This is a genomic window from Streptosporangium subroseum (genome assembly GCF_900188345.1).
GTDB classification, from domain to species: domain Bacteria; phylum Actinomycetota; class Actinomycetes; order Streptosporangiales; family Streptosporangiaceae; genus Streptosporangium; species Streptosporangium subroseum.
In genome coordinates, this window is sequence record NZ_FZOD01000058.1 from 1 (window position 1) to 13,610 (window position 13,610).

The 13,610-nt window shown below is 70.2% G+C and carries 11 protein-coding genes; 8 read left to right on the forward strand and 3 right to left on the reverse strand.

Annotated elements, in window-relative coordinates; all coding sequences use genetic code 11:
- From CHC08_RS37085 to CHC08_RS37095, 3 genes are all read left to right on the forward strand, one after another.
- On the forward strand, window positions 1-632 hold a 632-nt coding region (locus CHC08_RS37085), incomplete at its 5' end, for a hemerythrin domain-containing protein (RefSeq protein WP_089212062.1).
- Window positions 633-947: 315 nt separating this feature from the next.
- Complete coding sequence (locus CHC08_RS37090; protein WP_089212063.1) at window positions 948-1,463, forward strand: SDR family NAD(P)-dependent oxidoreductase; 516 nt, start codon at window positions 948-950, stop codon at window positions 1,461-1,463.
- Window positions 1,464-1,670: 207 nt separating this feature from the next.
- Complete coding sequence (locus tag CHC08_RS37095) at window positions 1,671-2,357, forward strand: TetR/AcrR family transcriptional regulator (protein WP_089212064.1); 687 nt, start codon at window positions 1,671-1,673, stop codon at window positions 2,355-2,357.
- A 435-nt stretch (window positions 2,358-2,792) separates the two neighbouring features.
- Here CHC08_RS37095 and CHC08_RS37105 read toward each other — a convergent pair whose 3' ends face one another.
- Window positions 2,793-3,527 carry a LysR family substrate-binding domain-containing protein gene (locus tag CHC08_RS37105; protein ID WP_089212065.1) on the reverse strand — a complete coding sequence of 245 codons (735 nt, stop codon included), beginning with the start codon at window positions 3,525-3,527 and terminating at the stop codon, window positions 2,793-2,795.
- Between the two features lie 55 nt (window positions 3,528-3,582).
- Between CHC08_RS37105 and CHC08_RS37110 the strand changes: the two genes are divergently transcribed.
- The 3 genes from CHC08_RS37110 (at window position 3,583) to CHC08_RS37120 (ending at window position 5,861) form a co-directional block, all read left to right on the forward strand.
- The gene (locus tag CHC08_RS37110; protein ID WP_089212066.1) at window positions 3,583-3,954 is read left to right on the forward strand and encodes a DUF5997 family protein; all 372 of its coding nucleotides are present in this window, start codon (window positions 3,583-3,585) and stop codon (window positions 3,952-3,954) included.
- Between the two features lie 320 nt (window positions 3,955-4,274).
- Window positions 4,275-5,246, forward strand: coding sequence for a zinc-binding dehydrogenase (locus CHC08_RS37115; protein ID WP_089212067.1), 972 nt, complete (start codon window positions 4,275-4,277; stop codon window positions 5,244-5,246).
- A 54-nt stretch (window positions 5,247-5,300) separates the two neighbouring features.
- Window positions 5,301-5,861, forward strand: coding sequence for a cysteine hydrolase family protein (locus CHC08_RS37120; RefSeq protein WP_089212068.1), 561 nt, complete (start codon window positions 5,301-5,303; stop codon window positions 5,859-5,861).
- Window position 5,862: 1 nt separating this feature from the next.
- Here CHC08_RS37120 and CHC08_RS37125 read toward each other — a convergent pair whose 3' ends face one another.
- Window positions 5,863-6,585, reverse strand: coding sequence for a sigma-70 family RNA polymerase sigma factor family protein (locus CHC08_RS37125; RefSeq protein ID WP_089212069.1), 723 nt, complete (start codon window positions 6,583-6,585; stop codon window positions 5,863-5,865).
- A gap of 413 nt (window positions 6,586-6,998) precedes the next feature.
- Here CHC08_RS37125 and CHC08_RS37130 point away from each other — a divergent pair, with 413 nt between their 5' ends.
- Entirely contained in the window at window positions 6,999-7,943 is a 945-nt protein-coding gene (locus tag CHC08_RS37130; protein WP_089212070.1) for a TauD/TfdA dioxygenase family protein, read from the forward strand.
- A gap of 197 nt (window positions 7,944-8,140) precedes the next feature.
- Window positions 8,141-11,509, forward strand: coding sequence for a hypothetical protein (locus CHC08_RS37135; protein WP_143653497.1), 3,369 nt, complete (start codon window positions 8,141-8,143; stop codon window positions 11,507-11,509).
- A 144-nt stretch (window positions 11,510-11,653) separates the two neighbouring features.
- On the opposite strand, the gene CHC08_RS51990 is transcribed toward CHC08_RS37135, so the two are convergent.
- Window positions 11,654-13,348, reverse strand: coding sequence for a PQQ-dependent sugar dehydrogenase (locus tag CHC08_RS51990; protein ID WP_089212072.1), 1,695 nt, complete (start codon window positions 13,346-13,348; stop codon window positions 11,654-11,656).
- Window positions 13,349-13,610: the final 262 nt, after the last annotated feature.

Consider the following 13,610-nt stretch of genomic DNA (forward strand, 5'->3'; position numbering starts at 1 on the left):
CACCCGCGCTCGTCCGTGGCGTGGCCGATGGGGACCGGCAGCGCGCGGAGATTCTCGCCGACCACATCGAGCTGACGAACATGGTGCTGCACCACCATCATCACGCCGAGGACAAGAGCCTCTGGCCGAACCTGTTGGAGCGCTGCCCGGAGGAGATCGCTCCGGTCGTCCGCATGATGGAGGCTCACCACGAGCGCATCGCGAACATCGGCACCGAACTGGCGGCGGCGGTGACGGCCTGGCGCGGCACCGGCGACGCCGAAAGCGGCAGGACCTTGGCCGAGGTCCTCGACCGGATGCTTCCCCTGCTGTTCGAGCATCTCGAGGTGGAGGAGCAGCAGGTGCTTCCGCTGATCGAGAAGTACATCACCGCAGCTGAGTGGGATGAGATGGCCGAGGAAGTCATGGCCGGCACCCCGCAGGAGAAGGCGCCGTTGATCGTCGGCATGATGATGTACGAGGGCGACCCTCAGGCCGTTCAGGAGGCCATCGACAAGATGCCGGCGGAAGTGCGCACCATCATCGGCGAGATGGCGCCGAAGACATACGCGGCCTACGCCGAGCAGGTGTACGGCACGCCGACCCCGCCTCGCGCGCCCCACCTGCCCGGAAGACGTGACTTGATAGCGTAGGGGCGAGGAGCCGCCATGGAACCCAGATCGGTTCCTCAAAGTTTCCGAGGGTTACGAGCAGCGTGCTGACATGATCGTGGAGGCGGCCGGTCGGCTGTTCCTCCGCCGGATGGGTGCGATCACCCGTGGCGCGTTGGAGCGGCCGCTCACCTCGCGGTCGCCGCGCGAGCTCGACTGAACCGCGGCCGGACCGCTGCGGGCGACCGTGGACGCCATGCTGTACGGGGCGATCCGCTCGGCACACCCCGGCAGTGACGCTGAACAATCCCGGGCGGTCATGCCGGCGGCCCGCGATGATGGGCAGGAGGTGGGCCCGTGACGGGGACAACCGGCAGGACGGCATTGGTGACAGGGGCCAGCAGCGGAATCGGTGCGGCCACCGCGCGCCTTCTGGCCGCGCGAGGGATGCGCGTGGTGGTCAACTACCTCCGCAGCAGAACGGCAGCCGAGGAGGTCGTGGCCGACATCGAGGCCGCGGGCGGCCAGGCCATGGCCGTGCAGGCCGATGTGCGCGAGGCGGCGGCGGTCGAGAGCATGATCGCACTGGGCACGGCCAAGGCCGCACTGACACAGTTCGCCCGGTACCTCGCCCAGGAACTGGGTCCGCGGGGCATCACGGTCAACGTCGTCGAGCCCGGTCCGGTGGAGGACACCCGCATGGCGGGTGTGCTCGACGAGGCGCACAGGCAGCGGCAGGTGGCCGCCACCCCCCTGGGCCGCCTGGCACGCCCGGGCGACGTCGCCCAAGCGGTCGCCTTCTACGCCGGCGAGGACAACGCCTTCATGACCGGCACCACGGCCACGGTCAACGGCGGGATGTCCATGTACTGACACCCCGCTGTCCTGCGTACACGGGGCCATACCATCCCGGCCGACGGCATCCGGCACACCGTCGGCTTGATGCCCTGGGCGCCGGCGGCCGGGCCGGCGACGTTGGCGATCCGTACGACAGGGAGTGCGGAGGCCCTCGCGTTACCGTCAAGCGATGTAATGAATCTCGTACGCTATGACGACAATCGTCATCTGTGAGGTGCGTTCATGGCGCGAGCACGCGAACCAATCGGTGAGGGTCCCGCGTGCGATGCCGACCATCCGCGCCCCAGCGGACGCCCTCGTGATGCGGCTCTGGACGAGGCGATCATCCTGGCGACGCGTGACCGCCTGGTTCGGGACGGCTACTCCAAGATGACGATCGGCGACATCGTCTCCGACGCCAAGGTCACCCGCCCCACGCTCTATCGACGCTGGCGCAACAAATTCGAGCTGGTTGTGGATGCCCTCGATTACGGTTTCCGCAAGCAGAGTGACATGTACACCGTCGATCTGAGTCAGTTGGAGCCTCTGGACGCGCTGGTTGAGGCCGTTCGCCGTGTCGATCCTGCTTACTACAATCCCGATGCCATGGTGCTGATGGGCAACTTCGCGGGTGAGGCGTTTCGCACGCCCGACCTGTTGGAAATCCTACGCAAACATGCCGTCGAGCCCCGCGTCACCCTTATCGAGAAGGTGCTGAGCGAGCTGCAGGAACGCCGCGCGGTCAGTGCCGACATCGACACCCATACGATCGCGACGATGTGCTTCGGTAGCTATTTCGCGGCGTTCTACCGGGGCGAACAGCAGAAGGACCTGCCCGAACACGTCGTGGCGGTGCTGTGGCCCGGAATCGTCGCCAAGCCTGAAATCACGAGGCGGCGTTCCGGCGATCGGGCCGGACCCGGCGAGTAGTCACACCCATCGGTCGCCGACCCGCGTGGAAGCTCGACCTGCCCAGGTGGAGCGGCCATGGACCCCCTGATCCTCGTGCCACTCGACGATCCGTCCTACGTTGAGGGACTACCCGAGCATGGTTGCCGGTCCCAAGGCTGACATCGCCGAAGCGGAGGCGGGAGGTCCTGCGGGCAGCGGCTGCTCGGTCCGGATGCGTTTGCCCTCGGCGGTGTAGCGCGTGCCCCAGCGCTGCGACAGGGCCGTGACCGGTTGGAGTCCGCGTCCCCCCCTCGTCGGTCTCGGACGTGCGGCGGATGCGGGGAGTGGTGAGGCTTCCATGGCTACCTGAAAGCCGTTGAGCTGCAAACCGGAAGCCGCTCTGCCTGCGGTAGGCGCGCACGGAGTCGCACGGTGCGGCCTCCTCGGGGCCGCGCGCCATCCGGGCCGTATGCGTTAGCGGCCCTTCTTTTTACGGCCGGCCGGCGCGGCCCGGCGACCGGAGCCATTCTGTGCGGGTTTTTTTTGCGCGGGTTTCTGTGCCTGCCGCTGTGCCGGTTTCTCCGCAGGCGAGGCGGGGATACGGCCCCGCGAACTGTTCACCGTCCGGCCGCGGATGATGCCGATGAAATCTTCCACCAGGTCGGTGGTCGCGTCCGTGGGCCAGGTCAGCGCAACCTGAGACTGCGGCGCGTCCGGCACCGGCCGGTAGGTGAGATCCCTGCGGCGGTGGAGGCGTGCCAGCGACTCCGGAACCAGGAGAATCCCGGTGCCGGCCGCTACCAGCTCGACCGCGTCCGCCGTTGTGGCCGGGCGGGTGAACGCGGGCAGCCCGGGCCGGACCGTCCATTCGATGGTGTCGTCCAGAGGGTGGAACACCTCGTCGTCGACAAGGTCGGCGATGAACACCTCGTCGGCGGCGGCCACCGCGTGGTCCTTGGGCACCATGACCACCGTGGTTTCCAGGTAGAGAGGAATCACGCTGAGCCCGTCCCGGTCGACCGGCAGCCTGGCGAATCCGGCGTTGGCGCCGCCGTTCCGCAGGAGCCCCACCACCTCGGCAGCGGGAACCGCGACCAGGATGATCGGCACGTCCGGCGTTCTCTCGGTCCAGACATTGACCCATTTCGCGGGTGTCACCCCGGGCACGTACGCCAGCCGGAACAATCTGCCGATCTCTCCATCAGTCACTTCCTCAGGGTACCGATGTCAAGGGAACCCGTTTCGGCTGACTACTCTTGACGCCATGACCTCGTCCAAACCGAAGACCATCCAGACGATGAAGCCCGCGACCGCGGCCAAGAAGCTGGGTGTCCCCCTCACGGCCACTCCCGCCGAGTTCCAGGCGAGTGTCGTCTCCAGGGACGAGCTGAACGAGTTGCAGTCGACGCCGCCGGCCTGGCTCGCTGACCTGCGCCGTAACGGCCCGCACACCAAGCAGGTCATCGCCGCGAAGCTCAAGGTCTCCATTGCCGGCCTGCTCAGAGGCGGGATCACCGGACCGCTCACCACCGCTGAAATCGATGCGCTGAAAGCGGAGAACCCGGAGTGGCTGGAGCGCGAGCAGGCCAACCAGGTCGAGGCCCGCAAAGCGGCACTCCGCCTCAAGCAACGCTAGACGGCGAGAGGGCCGTCGATCATCCGGGCGTCCATGATCCGGTCCGCGATGATCCGGAGATCGTGACGCTGAGGCCGAGCGTTCGGCGGCGTTTGACGGACAGACCCGACCCGCGCTGACGTTCGGACGGAGCCGGTGGCCCCCAGGACGGCGGCTTGCTCGTCGAACGCGATTCTGTTCTGTGACGGGCGGGCTCGGCTCGTCAGAGGGGGCTCAGAGCCGTGTGCCGCGGTGCAGGATCGCTTGACCTCGACTGCGGTTGAGGTTGAAGACTTCTCTGCGCCGGTGTCGGACAAGGTGAGTGCAGGGGAGCGGTTGACGTGCGAGTGGTGCAGGCGACGCGGTTCGGAGGTCCCGAGGTGCTGGTTCCGGGCGAGGTGCCGGACCCGGTCGCCGGACCGGGGCAGGCGATGGTCGACGTATCGGTTGCAGGCGTCACGTTCGTCGAGACGCAGATCCGGCGGGGCGTCGACAAGTGGCACGGCAGGCCCGCACTGCCGTACGTGCCGGGAGGTACGGTGGCCGGCCGGGTGAGTTCGGTGGGGGAGGGCGTGGATCCGAGCTGGTCCGGACGGCGCGTCATCGCCGATCTCGGGGAGACCGGCGGATTCGCCGAGCGTGCGGTGGCCATCGTGGAGAATCTGATCCCGGTGCCGGAAGGGCTGGGGCTGTCCGAGGCCACCGCTCTGCACACCGACGGCAGCACCGCGTTGGGCCTGGTCGAGGGAGCTCGGATCCTTCCCGGGGAGTGGGTGCTGGTCGAGGCGGCAGGTGGCGGTGTCGGGACGCTGCTGGTGCAGCTGGCTCGGGCGGCCGGCGCCAGGGTCGTCGGAGCCGCGCGCGGCGCACGGAAGCTGGACCTGGTTCGCGATCTGGGGGCGGATGCCGTGGTCGACTACTCCGATCCGGACTGGGCGGAGCAGGTACGCGAGACGACCGGTGGCGCGGGTCCCGATGTGGTGTTCGACGGGGTCGGCGGGGAGATCGGTCAGGCCGCGTTCCAGGTGGCGGCGGACGGCGGTCGCTTCTCCGTCCACGGCGCTTCCAGTGGTGAGGCCACGGTGATCGATCCTGCTCAGGCGCGACGGCGCGGGGTCGAGGTGATCGGGATCGAGCAGCTCTTCGGCTTCGGGCCGAAGATGCGAGGCTGGGCCGAGCAGGTGATGTCGGAGGCGGCGGCGGGCCGGATCAGACCGGTCATCGGGCAGACCTTCCCCCTGGAGCGCGCCGCGGACGCGCACGCCGCGATCGAGTCACGCGGTGCCCTGGGTAAGACTCTGCTCCTGATCTGACGGTGTTTCAGGGGCTTGTCATGATCGTACGAACCAACCAGAGAGGGAACGGCAGTGTCTCAGAGCGCTCTGCTCGTCATGGATGTCCAGCGGGTCGTTGTGGACCGATACCCGGATCCTGACTACCTTCCGCGTCTGCGCGAGGCCACGGAGGCCGCCCGCGCGGCCGGCCTTCCAGTGATCTACGTGGTCGTCGGATTCCGCCCGAACTATCCCGAGGTCAGCGCCCGCAACAAGATGTTCGGTGCGCTCGCACTCGGCGGCCGAATGTCCGCGAGCAGCGACGCGGCCACCCAGATCCATCCCGACCTGGCACCGCGGCCCGAGGACGTCGTCGTGACCAAGCGCCGCGTCAGCGCCTTCGCCGGCAGCGATCTGGAGATCGTCCTACGGGCGGGCGAGATCGACCACCTGGTACTGACAGGCATCGCCACCAGCGGCGTCGTGCTGTCCACCCTCCGCCAGGCGGCCGACCTGGACTTCGGCCTCACCGTTCTGGCCGACGGTTGCCTCGATGCCGATCCCGAGGTGCACCGGGTGCTGACCGAGAAGGTCTTCCCCTCCCAGGCGGACGTGACGACCGTGGCCGACTGGGCCGCGAACCTTGCCCGCTAGGTCACGGACGGTGCCAGCGCTTTAATTTGTCGGGGTTCAACACGATCCACACGGCGGTGACCCTGGTTCCGGCGACGCTCAGGCTGACCACCGCCACGGCCTGGCCCGCCCGGCGCAACGCCAGACCTGTCCGGCCGTTCACGGACGCGACGGCCACCTCGGTGCCCGGCTGACCGGTCAGCAGGGCCGTGACGAACCGAGCGACCGCGTCGGCGCCGCAGGTCGGTCGTACCGCGGCACGCAGCTTGCCGCCACCATCGCTCACGACCATCGCCTCCGCGGCCAGAACCGCCTTCAGTGCCGCCGTATCCCCCGTCTCGCACGCCGTGGCGAACCGGCGCGCGACGCGATCATGCCTGGCGAGCATCGCCGGGCGGGACCCGGCCCGATGTCCTGTCAGGCCGACGGGCTCGGGCCGTCGCATCGGACCGCCGAGAGCGGGCGCCGCGGCCGAGCCTCGTTGCGGGACGTCGAGGGGGGTGTGGGCCGAAGCGGCAGCGGCCAGCACCTCCAGGCAGATGCCTCCGGCGACCCGCGTCAACCAGGCACGCGGCACCGCGATTCCGGAGCGTTCCTCGTCACCGAGGGTGTACCAGCGGCGATAGGTCTCCTGGACGATCCGGTCAGCGGTTTCGGCCGAACCGAACATCCACAGGGCGATCTCGAGCAGATGCTGCCGTTCGTCGAGCATCTCCGCCAGTGTCCCGGCGTTCACCTCGGTCATATCCCGCCGCCTTCGCGGCCGGGAGAGCACGCCTGGGCGCGGCGAAGCTCCTGTGTCCACGTCGTGGAAGGGCCGGCGTGGCCGCCGGCCAACGGGGTCGTCCGCACGATGTCCTCTGTTCTCCGGGTGTCAGCAGCTAAGACCGGATAACCCCTCCCGGTGTGACGGCTACCGGAACGATCACGAGAGGCGGCCGGTGACGGCCCGGGACCCGGCGGTCGCCCGGCCTGGGGGCGTCGGCGATCCGTCGATTCGGCGGCATGATCACTCCTTTGGGAGCGGGATGCGTGGTTCCCGGGTTGAACGCGAGAGAATTCCCTATTAAACATGTAGGAATAGTTGACATTATCTTTTTCTCGGCACACGCTGTGACAGAGCCCATCCGCACATCGCCCATCGAAAGGTGTCAGGGAATGACTCAGCTCCACGAACACGGGACGCCCGTCGCCGACGACTCCTACCGGCACATCGACGTCACGCAGGTCGTCGGCGTGATCGGCGCAGTCGTCGGAGGCATCCGAGTGGGCGGCGACGCCGACGAGGCAGCGGTCGCCGAGCTACGGGCCGCGCTGCTGCGCCACCGCGTGATCTTCCTGCGAGACCAGCGGCACGCCACCGACGCCGACCAGCACGCGTTCACCAGGCTGCTCGGCACCGTCACCAAGCCGCACCCGACGGTGACCGGCGACGGTGAGGCCGTACTCCCGATCGACTCCGAGCAGGGCAAGGCCAACAGCTGGCACACGGATGTGACCTTCGTCGACCGGATCCCGGCGATCAGCGTGCTGCGCGCCATCACGCTGCCGCCCTACGGCGGGACCACGGTGTGGGCCAACACGGTGGAGGCGTACCGGCGGCTGCACCCCGGCCTGCAGGCGCTGGTGGGCCAGCTGCGCGCGGTGCACTCGAACCTGTACGACTACGCGGCGCAGCGCCCGCAGATCGGCGGGATCGACGTCAGGGAGCAGGAGTATCGCGAGCAGTTCCGGAGCAGCGAGTTCGAGACCGAGCACCCCGTCGTCCGCATCCACCCGGAGACCGGCGAGCCGTCCCTGCTGCTCGGCCACTTCGTCAGGTCGTTCACGGGCCTGAGCAGCGCCGACTTCCACGATCTGTTCTCCCTGCTGCAGCGGCACATCACCCGCCTGGAGAACACGGTGCGGTGGAACTGGCGCGACGGGGACATCGCCATCTGGGACAACCGGGCCACCCAGCACTACGCCGTCGCGGACTACGACGATCTGCCCCGGCTTCTCCACCGCATCACCCTGGCCGGTGACATCCCGATCGGCATCAACGGTGACACCAGCGTGGTCCGCAAGGGCGACGCCAGCGCCTACTCGCCCATCGCCGCCTGAGCGGTGGCCTGTCCGCGGACGTCCCCGGCCGTCCGGCTTGCGTGCAAGGGAGCAATGGATCATCATGACGACATGACTACGAGAAAGGGCGATCTCCGCCCAGGCCGTTGAGGCCCCACGAGCCGGTCTCGGGACCGGCCGATCATGTCACCGCCGAATCGCTGAAGCGCCTCGACCCACTGCCGTACCCGCGGCGCATGCGAGAGCTGGCACTGCTCGCCCGTCGAATGGCCGGCACCTCCCAGCTGCGCGACCTTCTGACCGATCTCCATCGGCAGGGCCGGGACGAGCGGCGCACGGCACTCCACATGGCCATGGCGGCCCGGGAACTCGGTTTCGTCGAAGCGGTGCTCGCCGGGCCGGACATGGGGCTGCGCCGCGCGGCCCTGCGAGCGGTGCGGACCCTCCCCATCGGGGACCAGGCGGTCACCGCAGCTCTGCACGACGCCCCCGCCGAGCTGCGTCTCGCGCTGTACCGCACGCTGGTGATCGCCCGCCGCCGGGAGACGGCGGAGAGGTTGCTGCCGGACGTTCACGCCCGGTGGGGGGACCGCGAGGCGGCCGTACTGCTGCCGGCGTGCGGCGGTCCGACCGTCTCGCGGTGGTTGCCGGACCTCGCCCACGCGGTGACGTCGTGGCACGCGCTGAGCAGAAGCCATCCCGGCGCCGTGCTGGAGGCCGCGGATCAGGAGCTGTCCGCCGGGACCCACGTGTGGAACTGGTGGTGCCGACGTGGTGCGGGAGCGGCACTCGCGGCGCGCGCCGAGCCGACGCGCATGCTGGACCTGCTGGAGCGGCACGACCTGCGGTTCCCGCGCATCCAGCTCCCGGCGGGGGTCCTGGGCGCGCTGTTCGAGGCCGACGCCGTCCGTGCCGCGCGGGTGCTCACGCGCGGGTTGAGGGCAGGCTGGTCCGAGCCCCCGGAAGCGCTGGTCAAGCGTCTGCGGTCATACCCGGAGGCGGAGATCCTGGCCGTGGCCTCCGGCAACCCTCATCAGCTGGTCACCGTACTGCGGTCGCTGCCTCCGGGACGCAGAGTCGTGATCTTCGATGCCGTCGCCGAGCAGATGGGCGGATCCTCGGGCCTGTGGGCGATGCCGCTGCTGGACTCGCTCCCCGCCGAACGGGCGGCGACCGAAGCGCGGCGGATGCTCGCCTGGCATGCCTCGGTGTGGCAGTCCCCCCGAGCCCACCTGGACGATCCCTCCATCCCGCTGGAACTCACCTCCCACCTGCCGCTCGCGGAGGCCACAGGCCCGTTGCGGGAAGCCGCCTTCGGCGGTGATCCGCGACGGCGGGGGCTGGGCCGATCCCTGCTGCTGCGCTGCACGGCCCGTGTCCGGGACGGCGCGACGCTGCGGGAGCTCCTTGCCGAGCTGGCCGGGCGCACCGCCAATGAACAGGACCCGCTCCGTTGTGACCTGCTGACCGCGATCGGCGACGTCGCGCCGGCTCTGCTGGACGACTCCTTCGCCGAGATCCTGGACCGCGTCGCCACCGACGCGGTCGACGCGCCGGATTCCTCCCAGGCCACCCGGGAGGCGCTGCGACGCCTGGCCGGACGGGTCCTGCGACACCACGACCCCGTGACGACACCTGCCTTGACGGCGTGGGCGCTGGGGACGTACGCCAAACTGGTGGCGCGCCACGGAGCCGATGGGCTCTCCGCCCCGGCGACACGGGTTCCTCCCTCCCACAGGCGTCGATGGTGGACGGAACCGCCGGCGGCGTCGTACGGCCTCGATCGGGTGCTGCGCCGCGACCAGGAGCATGACCTTTTCGCAGTGCTTCGCCCGGAGCTGCGCGCCGCGCGGGACCGGGAAGATTTCACCCTGGCCATGGCGCTGGCCCGGGCGCTCGGCCGGCGATCGTGGGCACTGGACGAACTCCAGGACGACCTTCGGGCCGCGGTACGCGGAGCGCCGGAGTCGATCGCCCGCCAGGCGGCCGACCTGTGGCTGGCCTGCCCGGTGGAGCGGGAGGAACGAGCTGTCGAGCTCGTGCGGGAGGACCCGTCCGCCATGAGGTTGCCCGCCGTCTGGCGCATGGTGGCCGGACGGCGTACGGACCTGCTCCTGCCGTCGCTGGGCGGAGTCCATCAGGGCCGGTTCGCCGAGGGGTCGTGGGTGCCTCCCATCGACGGCGTCGTCGCGGGCAGGTGGACCCCCGATCAACGCGACCACGTGCGCGCATGGCTCGTGTCCGTCGTCGGCGACGGCGGGCTGCCCGTCACCGATCAGCTGGCCGCCATTCGGGCGGCGGGCCGGATCGGCGGTGGTCTGGAGCTCCTGAGGGAGTGGGCGGCCCGAGAGGAGACGGTGCCGGCCGAAGCGGCCATCGCGGCGATGGCGAGCACGGACTCGCCCGCCGAGGCGTTGCCCGTGCTGCTGGAGCACGCTCGGGGAGCCGCCTCCCGGGTGGCGGTGGCCGCCCTGTCCCGGTGCTGCCGCTCGGTCACCCCGTCCCGGCTCGGCCTCCTCCTGGAACAGGCGTTGACGGACCCGGGCGGCAAGGTGACCCTGCGCAAGACCGCCGCGCGCCTGGTGGAGCGGAACCGTCCGCCGGGAGCGGCCGACCTGCTCCTGCGGGTGTGGGCGGATGCCGGCCTGCACCGCGACGTACGAGTGGCCGTGGCCTCGGCGCTGCTCCGGATGCCGGAGGACGCACGGACCCTGGACGCGCTCGGAACCGTGGCCGGGCGGCACGCCGACGAACCGATGCTGCGCATGCTCTTCCAGGTCGGCCCGATGGAGTACGCACCCTCCGTCCGCCCCGGCTACGCGGATCTGATGGGCCGGCTCCTTTCGGCGGCCACCCTTCCCGGCGTGCGGTTCCGGGGCGCGAAGGCGTTCGGGGCCTGGGCGCACTGGTACCGGGGCGACGTGGAGCCGATCGCGATGGCCGTGGGCGACCCTCGGGCGGAAGGCGGCGCGTCCGTCCTGCCGGTGTTCCTCGCCCTGCTGCGAACCGGGACCATCGGGCCGCAGGTGCTCGACGTCCTCACCCACCTGGCCGCCGCCGTACCCGACGACGGCCGGGCCGGCTCCCTGGAGACCCCCTCGCGAGACCGGGTGACCGCCATCGTCAATGAGCTGATCTCCATCCAGCGCTCCGACGGCCGCTCCTGGCGGTACGGTTTGATCCGCGACGCCGTGGACGTCCTGGCCGCTCAGCCGCTTCTGCTCTCCCAGGCCGTCGGGCTCGGTGGGACCCTGCTCGGTGAATCCGCCGAGCACGGGCCCGTGGAGTTCGGGGATGACCTCTGTTCTCTGGCCGACCTGCTTCGCGACCGGCCTGTCCTCGCGGCGGCGACCGCGGACAGCGCGATATCACGCTGCTTCGGGTATGGAGCCGCGCGCGACATCGGATCCGATACCGTTCTGCCGGTGGCGCGGCGCCTGGCGGACCGGGGCGACCTCGCCGCGGGCCTGTTCGCCCTCGCGCTCACCCGTGTCGCCGGGCAGCGGACCGACTGGGCCGATCCGTGGCGCGAACTCCTCCGCGACCTGCGCGACGCCCCGCACCTGGAGGTACGGCAGGAGGCCTGGGACACCTTCGTCGTGTAAACGGCACTCCGGTGGGAGATCCCCGACAATGAGGTGAGCCTCAGCCGGATCTCATTCACGGCATTCGTGAACTCGGCACCACGCAGAGAGGCGCCACCCGGCCGTTGCCGGGTGGCGCGCTGTTCTCTCAGGCGTGGGCGGGACTCAGGGGCTCGTGCACCGGTAGCCGGACGGGGTCTGGGTGTTGCCGTTCGGACGGCTCGCCTGGAAGCCGAAGGTGGTGTTCTGGCCGGGGCTGAGGGCGCCGTTGTGCCCGGCACTCCTCGCCGTGACGGTCTGCCCGCTGACGGTCAGCGTGGCGTTCCACGAGCCGGTGACGGTGTGGCCGCTCGGCAGCGTGAAGGTCACCGTCCAGCCGTTGATCGCGGACGTGCCGGTGTTGGTGACCGTGACCGGCTGGATCACGTACCCGTTCCCCCACTGCGTCTGAACGGTCGCCGTCACCGAGCATCCGCCGGTGCCTCCACCACCGCCCGGGGTGGTGGTGACCGTCGCCGTGTTCGACACCGGCGAGAGGTTGCCCGCCGCGTCGCGGGCCCGGACCTGGTAGCGGTACGTGGTGTTCGCGGTGAGCCCGGTCTGAGCGAACGAGGTGGTGGCCGAGGTTCCCACCTGCGTGAAGGTGCCGCCGGACGCGCCCGGCGCGCGCAGGACGTCATAGCCGGTCACGCCCACGTTGTCGGTGGAGGCGGTCCAGGCCAGGGTGGTGCCGGTGGAGGTCGTTCCCGACGCGGCGAGGCCGGCCGGCGCGGTCGGCGGGGTGGCGTCGCCCCCGGTGGTGGCCGGCGGGACGCGGACGATGCGGTCGTCCTGTGCCACCGGGGTGCCGCGGCCGTCCCGGTTGCTGGTCGTCACCCAGAGCCAGCCGTCAGGCCCGACCGCGACCGTGCGGAGCCGCCCGTAGGCGGACTGGAACTCGGCCAGTGGCGTGCCGGACGGCGTACCGGCGCTGGTCAGCGGCACCGTCCAGAGCCTCTGGCCGCGCAGCGCGGCGACGAAGAGCGTGTTGTTGGCCCAGGCCAGCCCGCTCGGCGACGCCTCGGCGGTCGTCCACGTGACGATCGGGTTGCGGAAGGAGGGGTTGGTGCACGTGCCCTCGCACGTCGGCCAGCCGTAGTTGGAGCCCGCGACGATCTGGTTGACCTCGTCCCAGGTGTTCTGCCCCAATTCGGCGGCGTACATCCTGCCCTGGGAGTCCCAGGTCAGGCCCTGGACATTGCGGTGGCCGTAGGTCCAGACGCGGGAGCCCGCGATCGGATTGTCCGCGGGCACACCGCCGGTGGGCGTCATACGCAGGATCTTCCCGGCGGGGCTGTTGACGTTCTGCGCGTTGGCGGAGTTGCCGGCGTCGCCGGCCGCCACGTAGAGCATGCCGTCCGGCCCGAAGGCGATGCGGCCGCCGTCGTGGAAGGTGTTGCTCGGGACCCCGGAGAAGAGCACCGTCTGCGTCTGAGGCGCGGTCAGTTGCAGTCTGACCAGGCGGTTGTCCCCGGCGGTGCTGGTGAAGTACGCGTACACCCAGCCGTCCTGGGCGTAGGTGGGCGACACGGCGATGCCGAGCAGGCCGCTCTCACCCGAGGCGCTCACCCCACTGATGGTGGCGACCGCCGTGGGCGTCTGGCCCGGCCGCACCTGCAGGATGCGTCCGGTGTTGCGTTCGGATACCAGCGCGCTGCCGTCCGGCAGGAACGCCAGGCCCCAGGGCACCTGAAGGCCCGTGACGGAGACCTGCGCCCGGGAGAAGTCGAAGCCGCCTATCACCTGGGCGCGGGCCTCGGGAGCGGTGACGATCAGCGCGAGCAGAGCCATGATCAGGGCCGGGATGACGCGGGCACGCATGATGGAGACTCCTTGGCCGGGTCACTGTGCGGATGCCAGCACCGTAGGCACGCGGGCCGCGGGATCTCAAACGCCGTGATCGGCTCGCCCTGGCAACCTGGGAGGACGGCACCGCACCATTGAAACTTTCATACAATCGGCGAAAGTTGCGGCTCGACGGATGCTCCAGCACTCGGTGACAGGCGCGGCCCGCGCCCGCTCATCGAGGTGTGCGCGATGCGCGATCTTCCGGGCTGGGCCGTACGGCCACCCGCCGAGCGCC

Excerpts from the sequence above, each read along its gene's own strand:
- CHC08_RS37135 (WP_143653497.1), top strand. The coding sequence starts at position 8,141 with ATGCGAGAGCTGGCACTGCTCGCCCGTCGAATGGCCGGCACCTCCCAG.
- CHC08_RS37125 (WP_089212069.1), bottom strand. The coding sequence starts at position 6,585 with ATGACCGAGGTGAACGCCGGGACACTGGCGGAGATGCTCGACGAACGG.
- CHC08_RS37130 (WP_089212070.1), top strand. The coding sequence starts at position 6,999 with ATGACTCAGCTCCACGAACACGGGACGCCCGTCGCCGACGACTCCTAC.
- CHC08_RS37110 (WP_089212066.1), top strand. The coding sequence starts at position 3,583 with ATGACCTCGTCCAAACCGAAGACCATCCAGACGATGAAGCCCGCGACC.
- CHC08_RS37095 (WP_089212064.1), top strand. The coding sequence starts at position 1,671 with ATGGCGCGAGCACGCGAACCAATCGGTGAGGGTCCCGCGTGCGATGCC.
- CHC08_RS51990 (WP_089212072.1), bottom strand. The coding sequence starts at position 13,348 with ATGCGTGCCCGCGTCATCCCGGCCCTGATCATGGCTCTGCTCGCGCTG.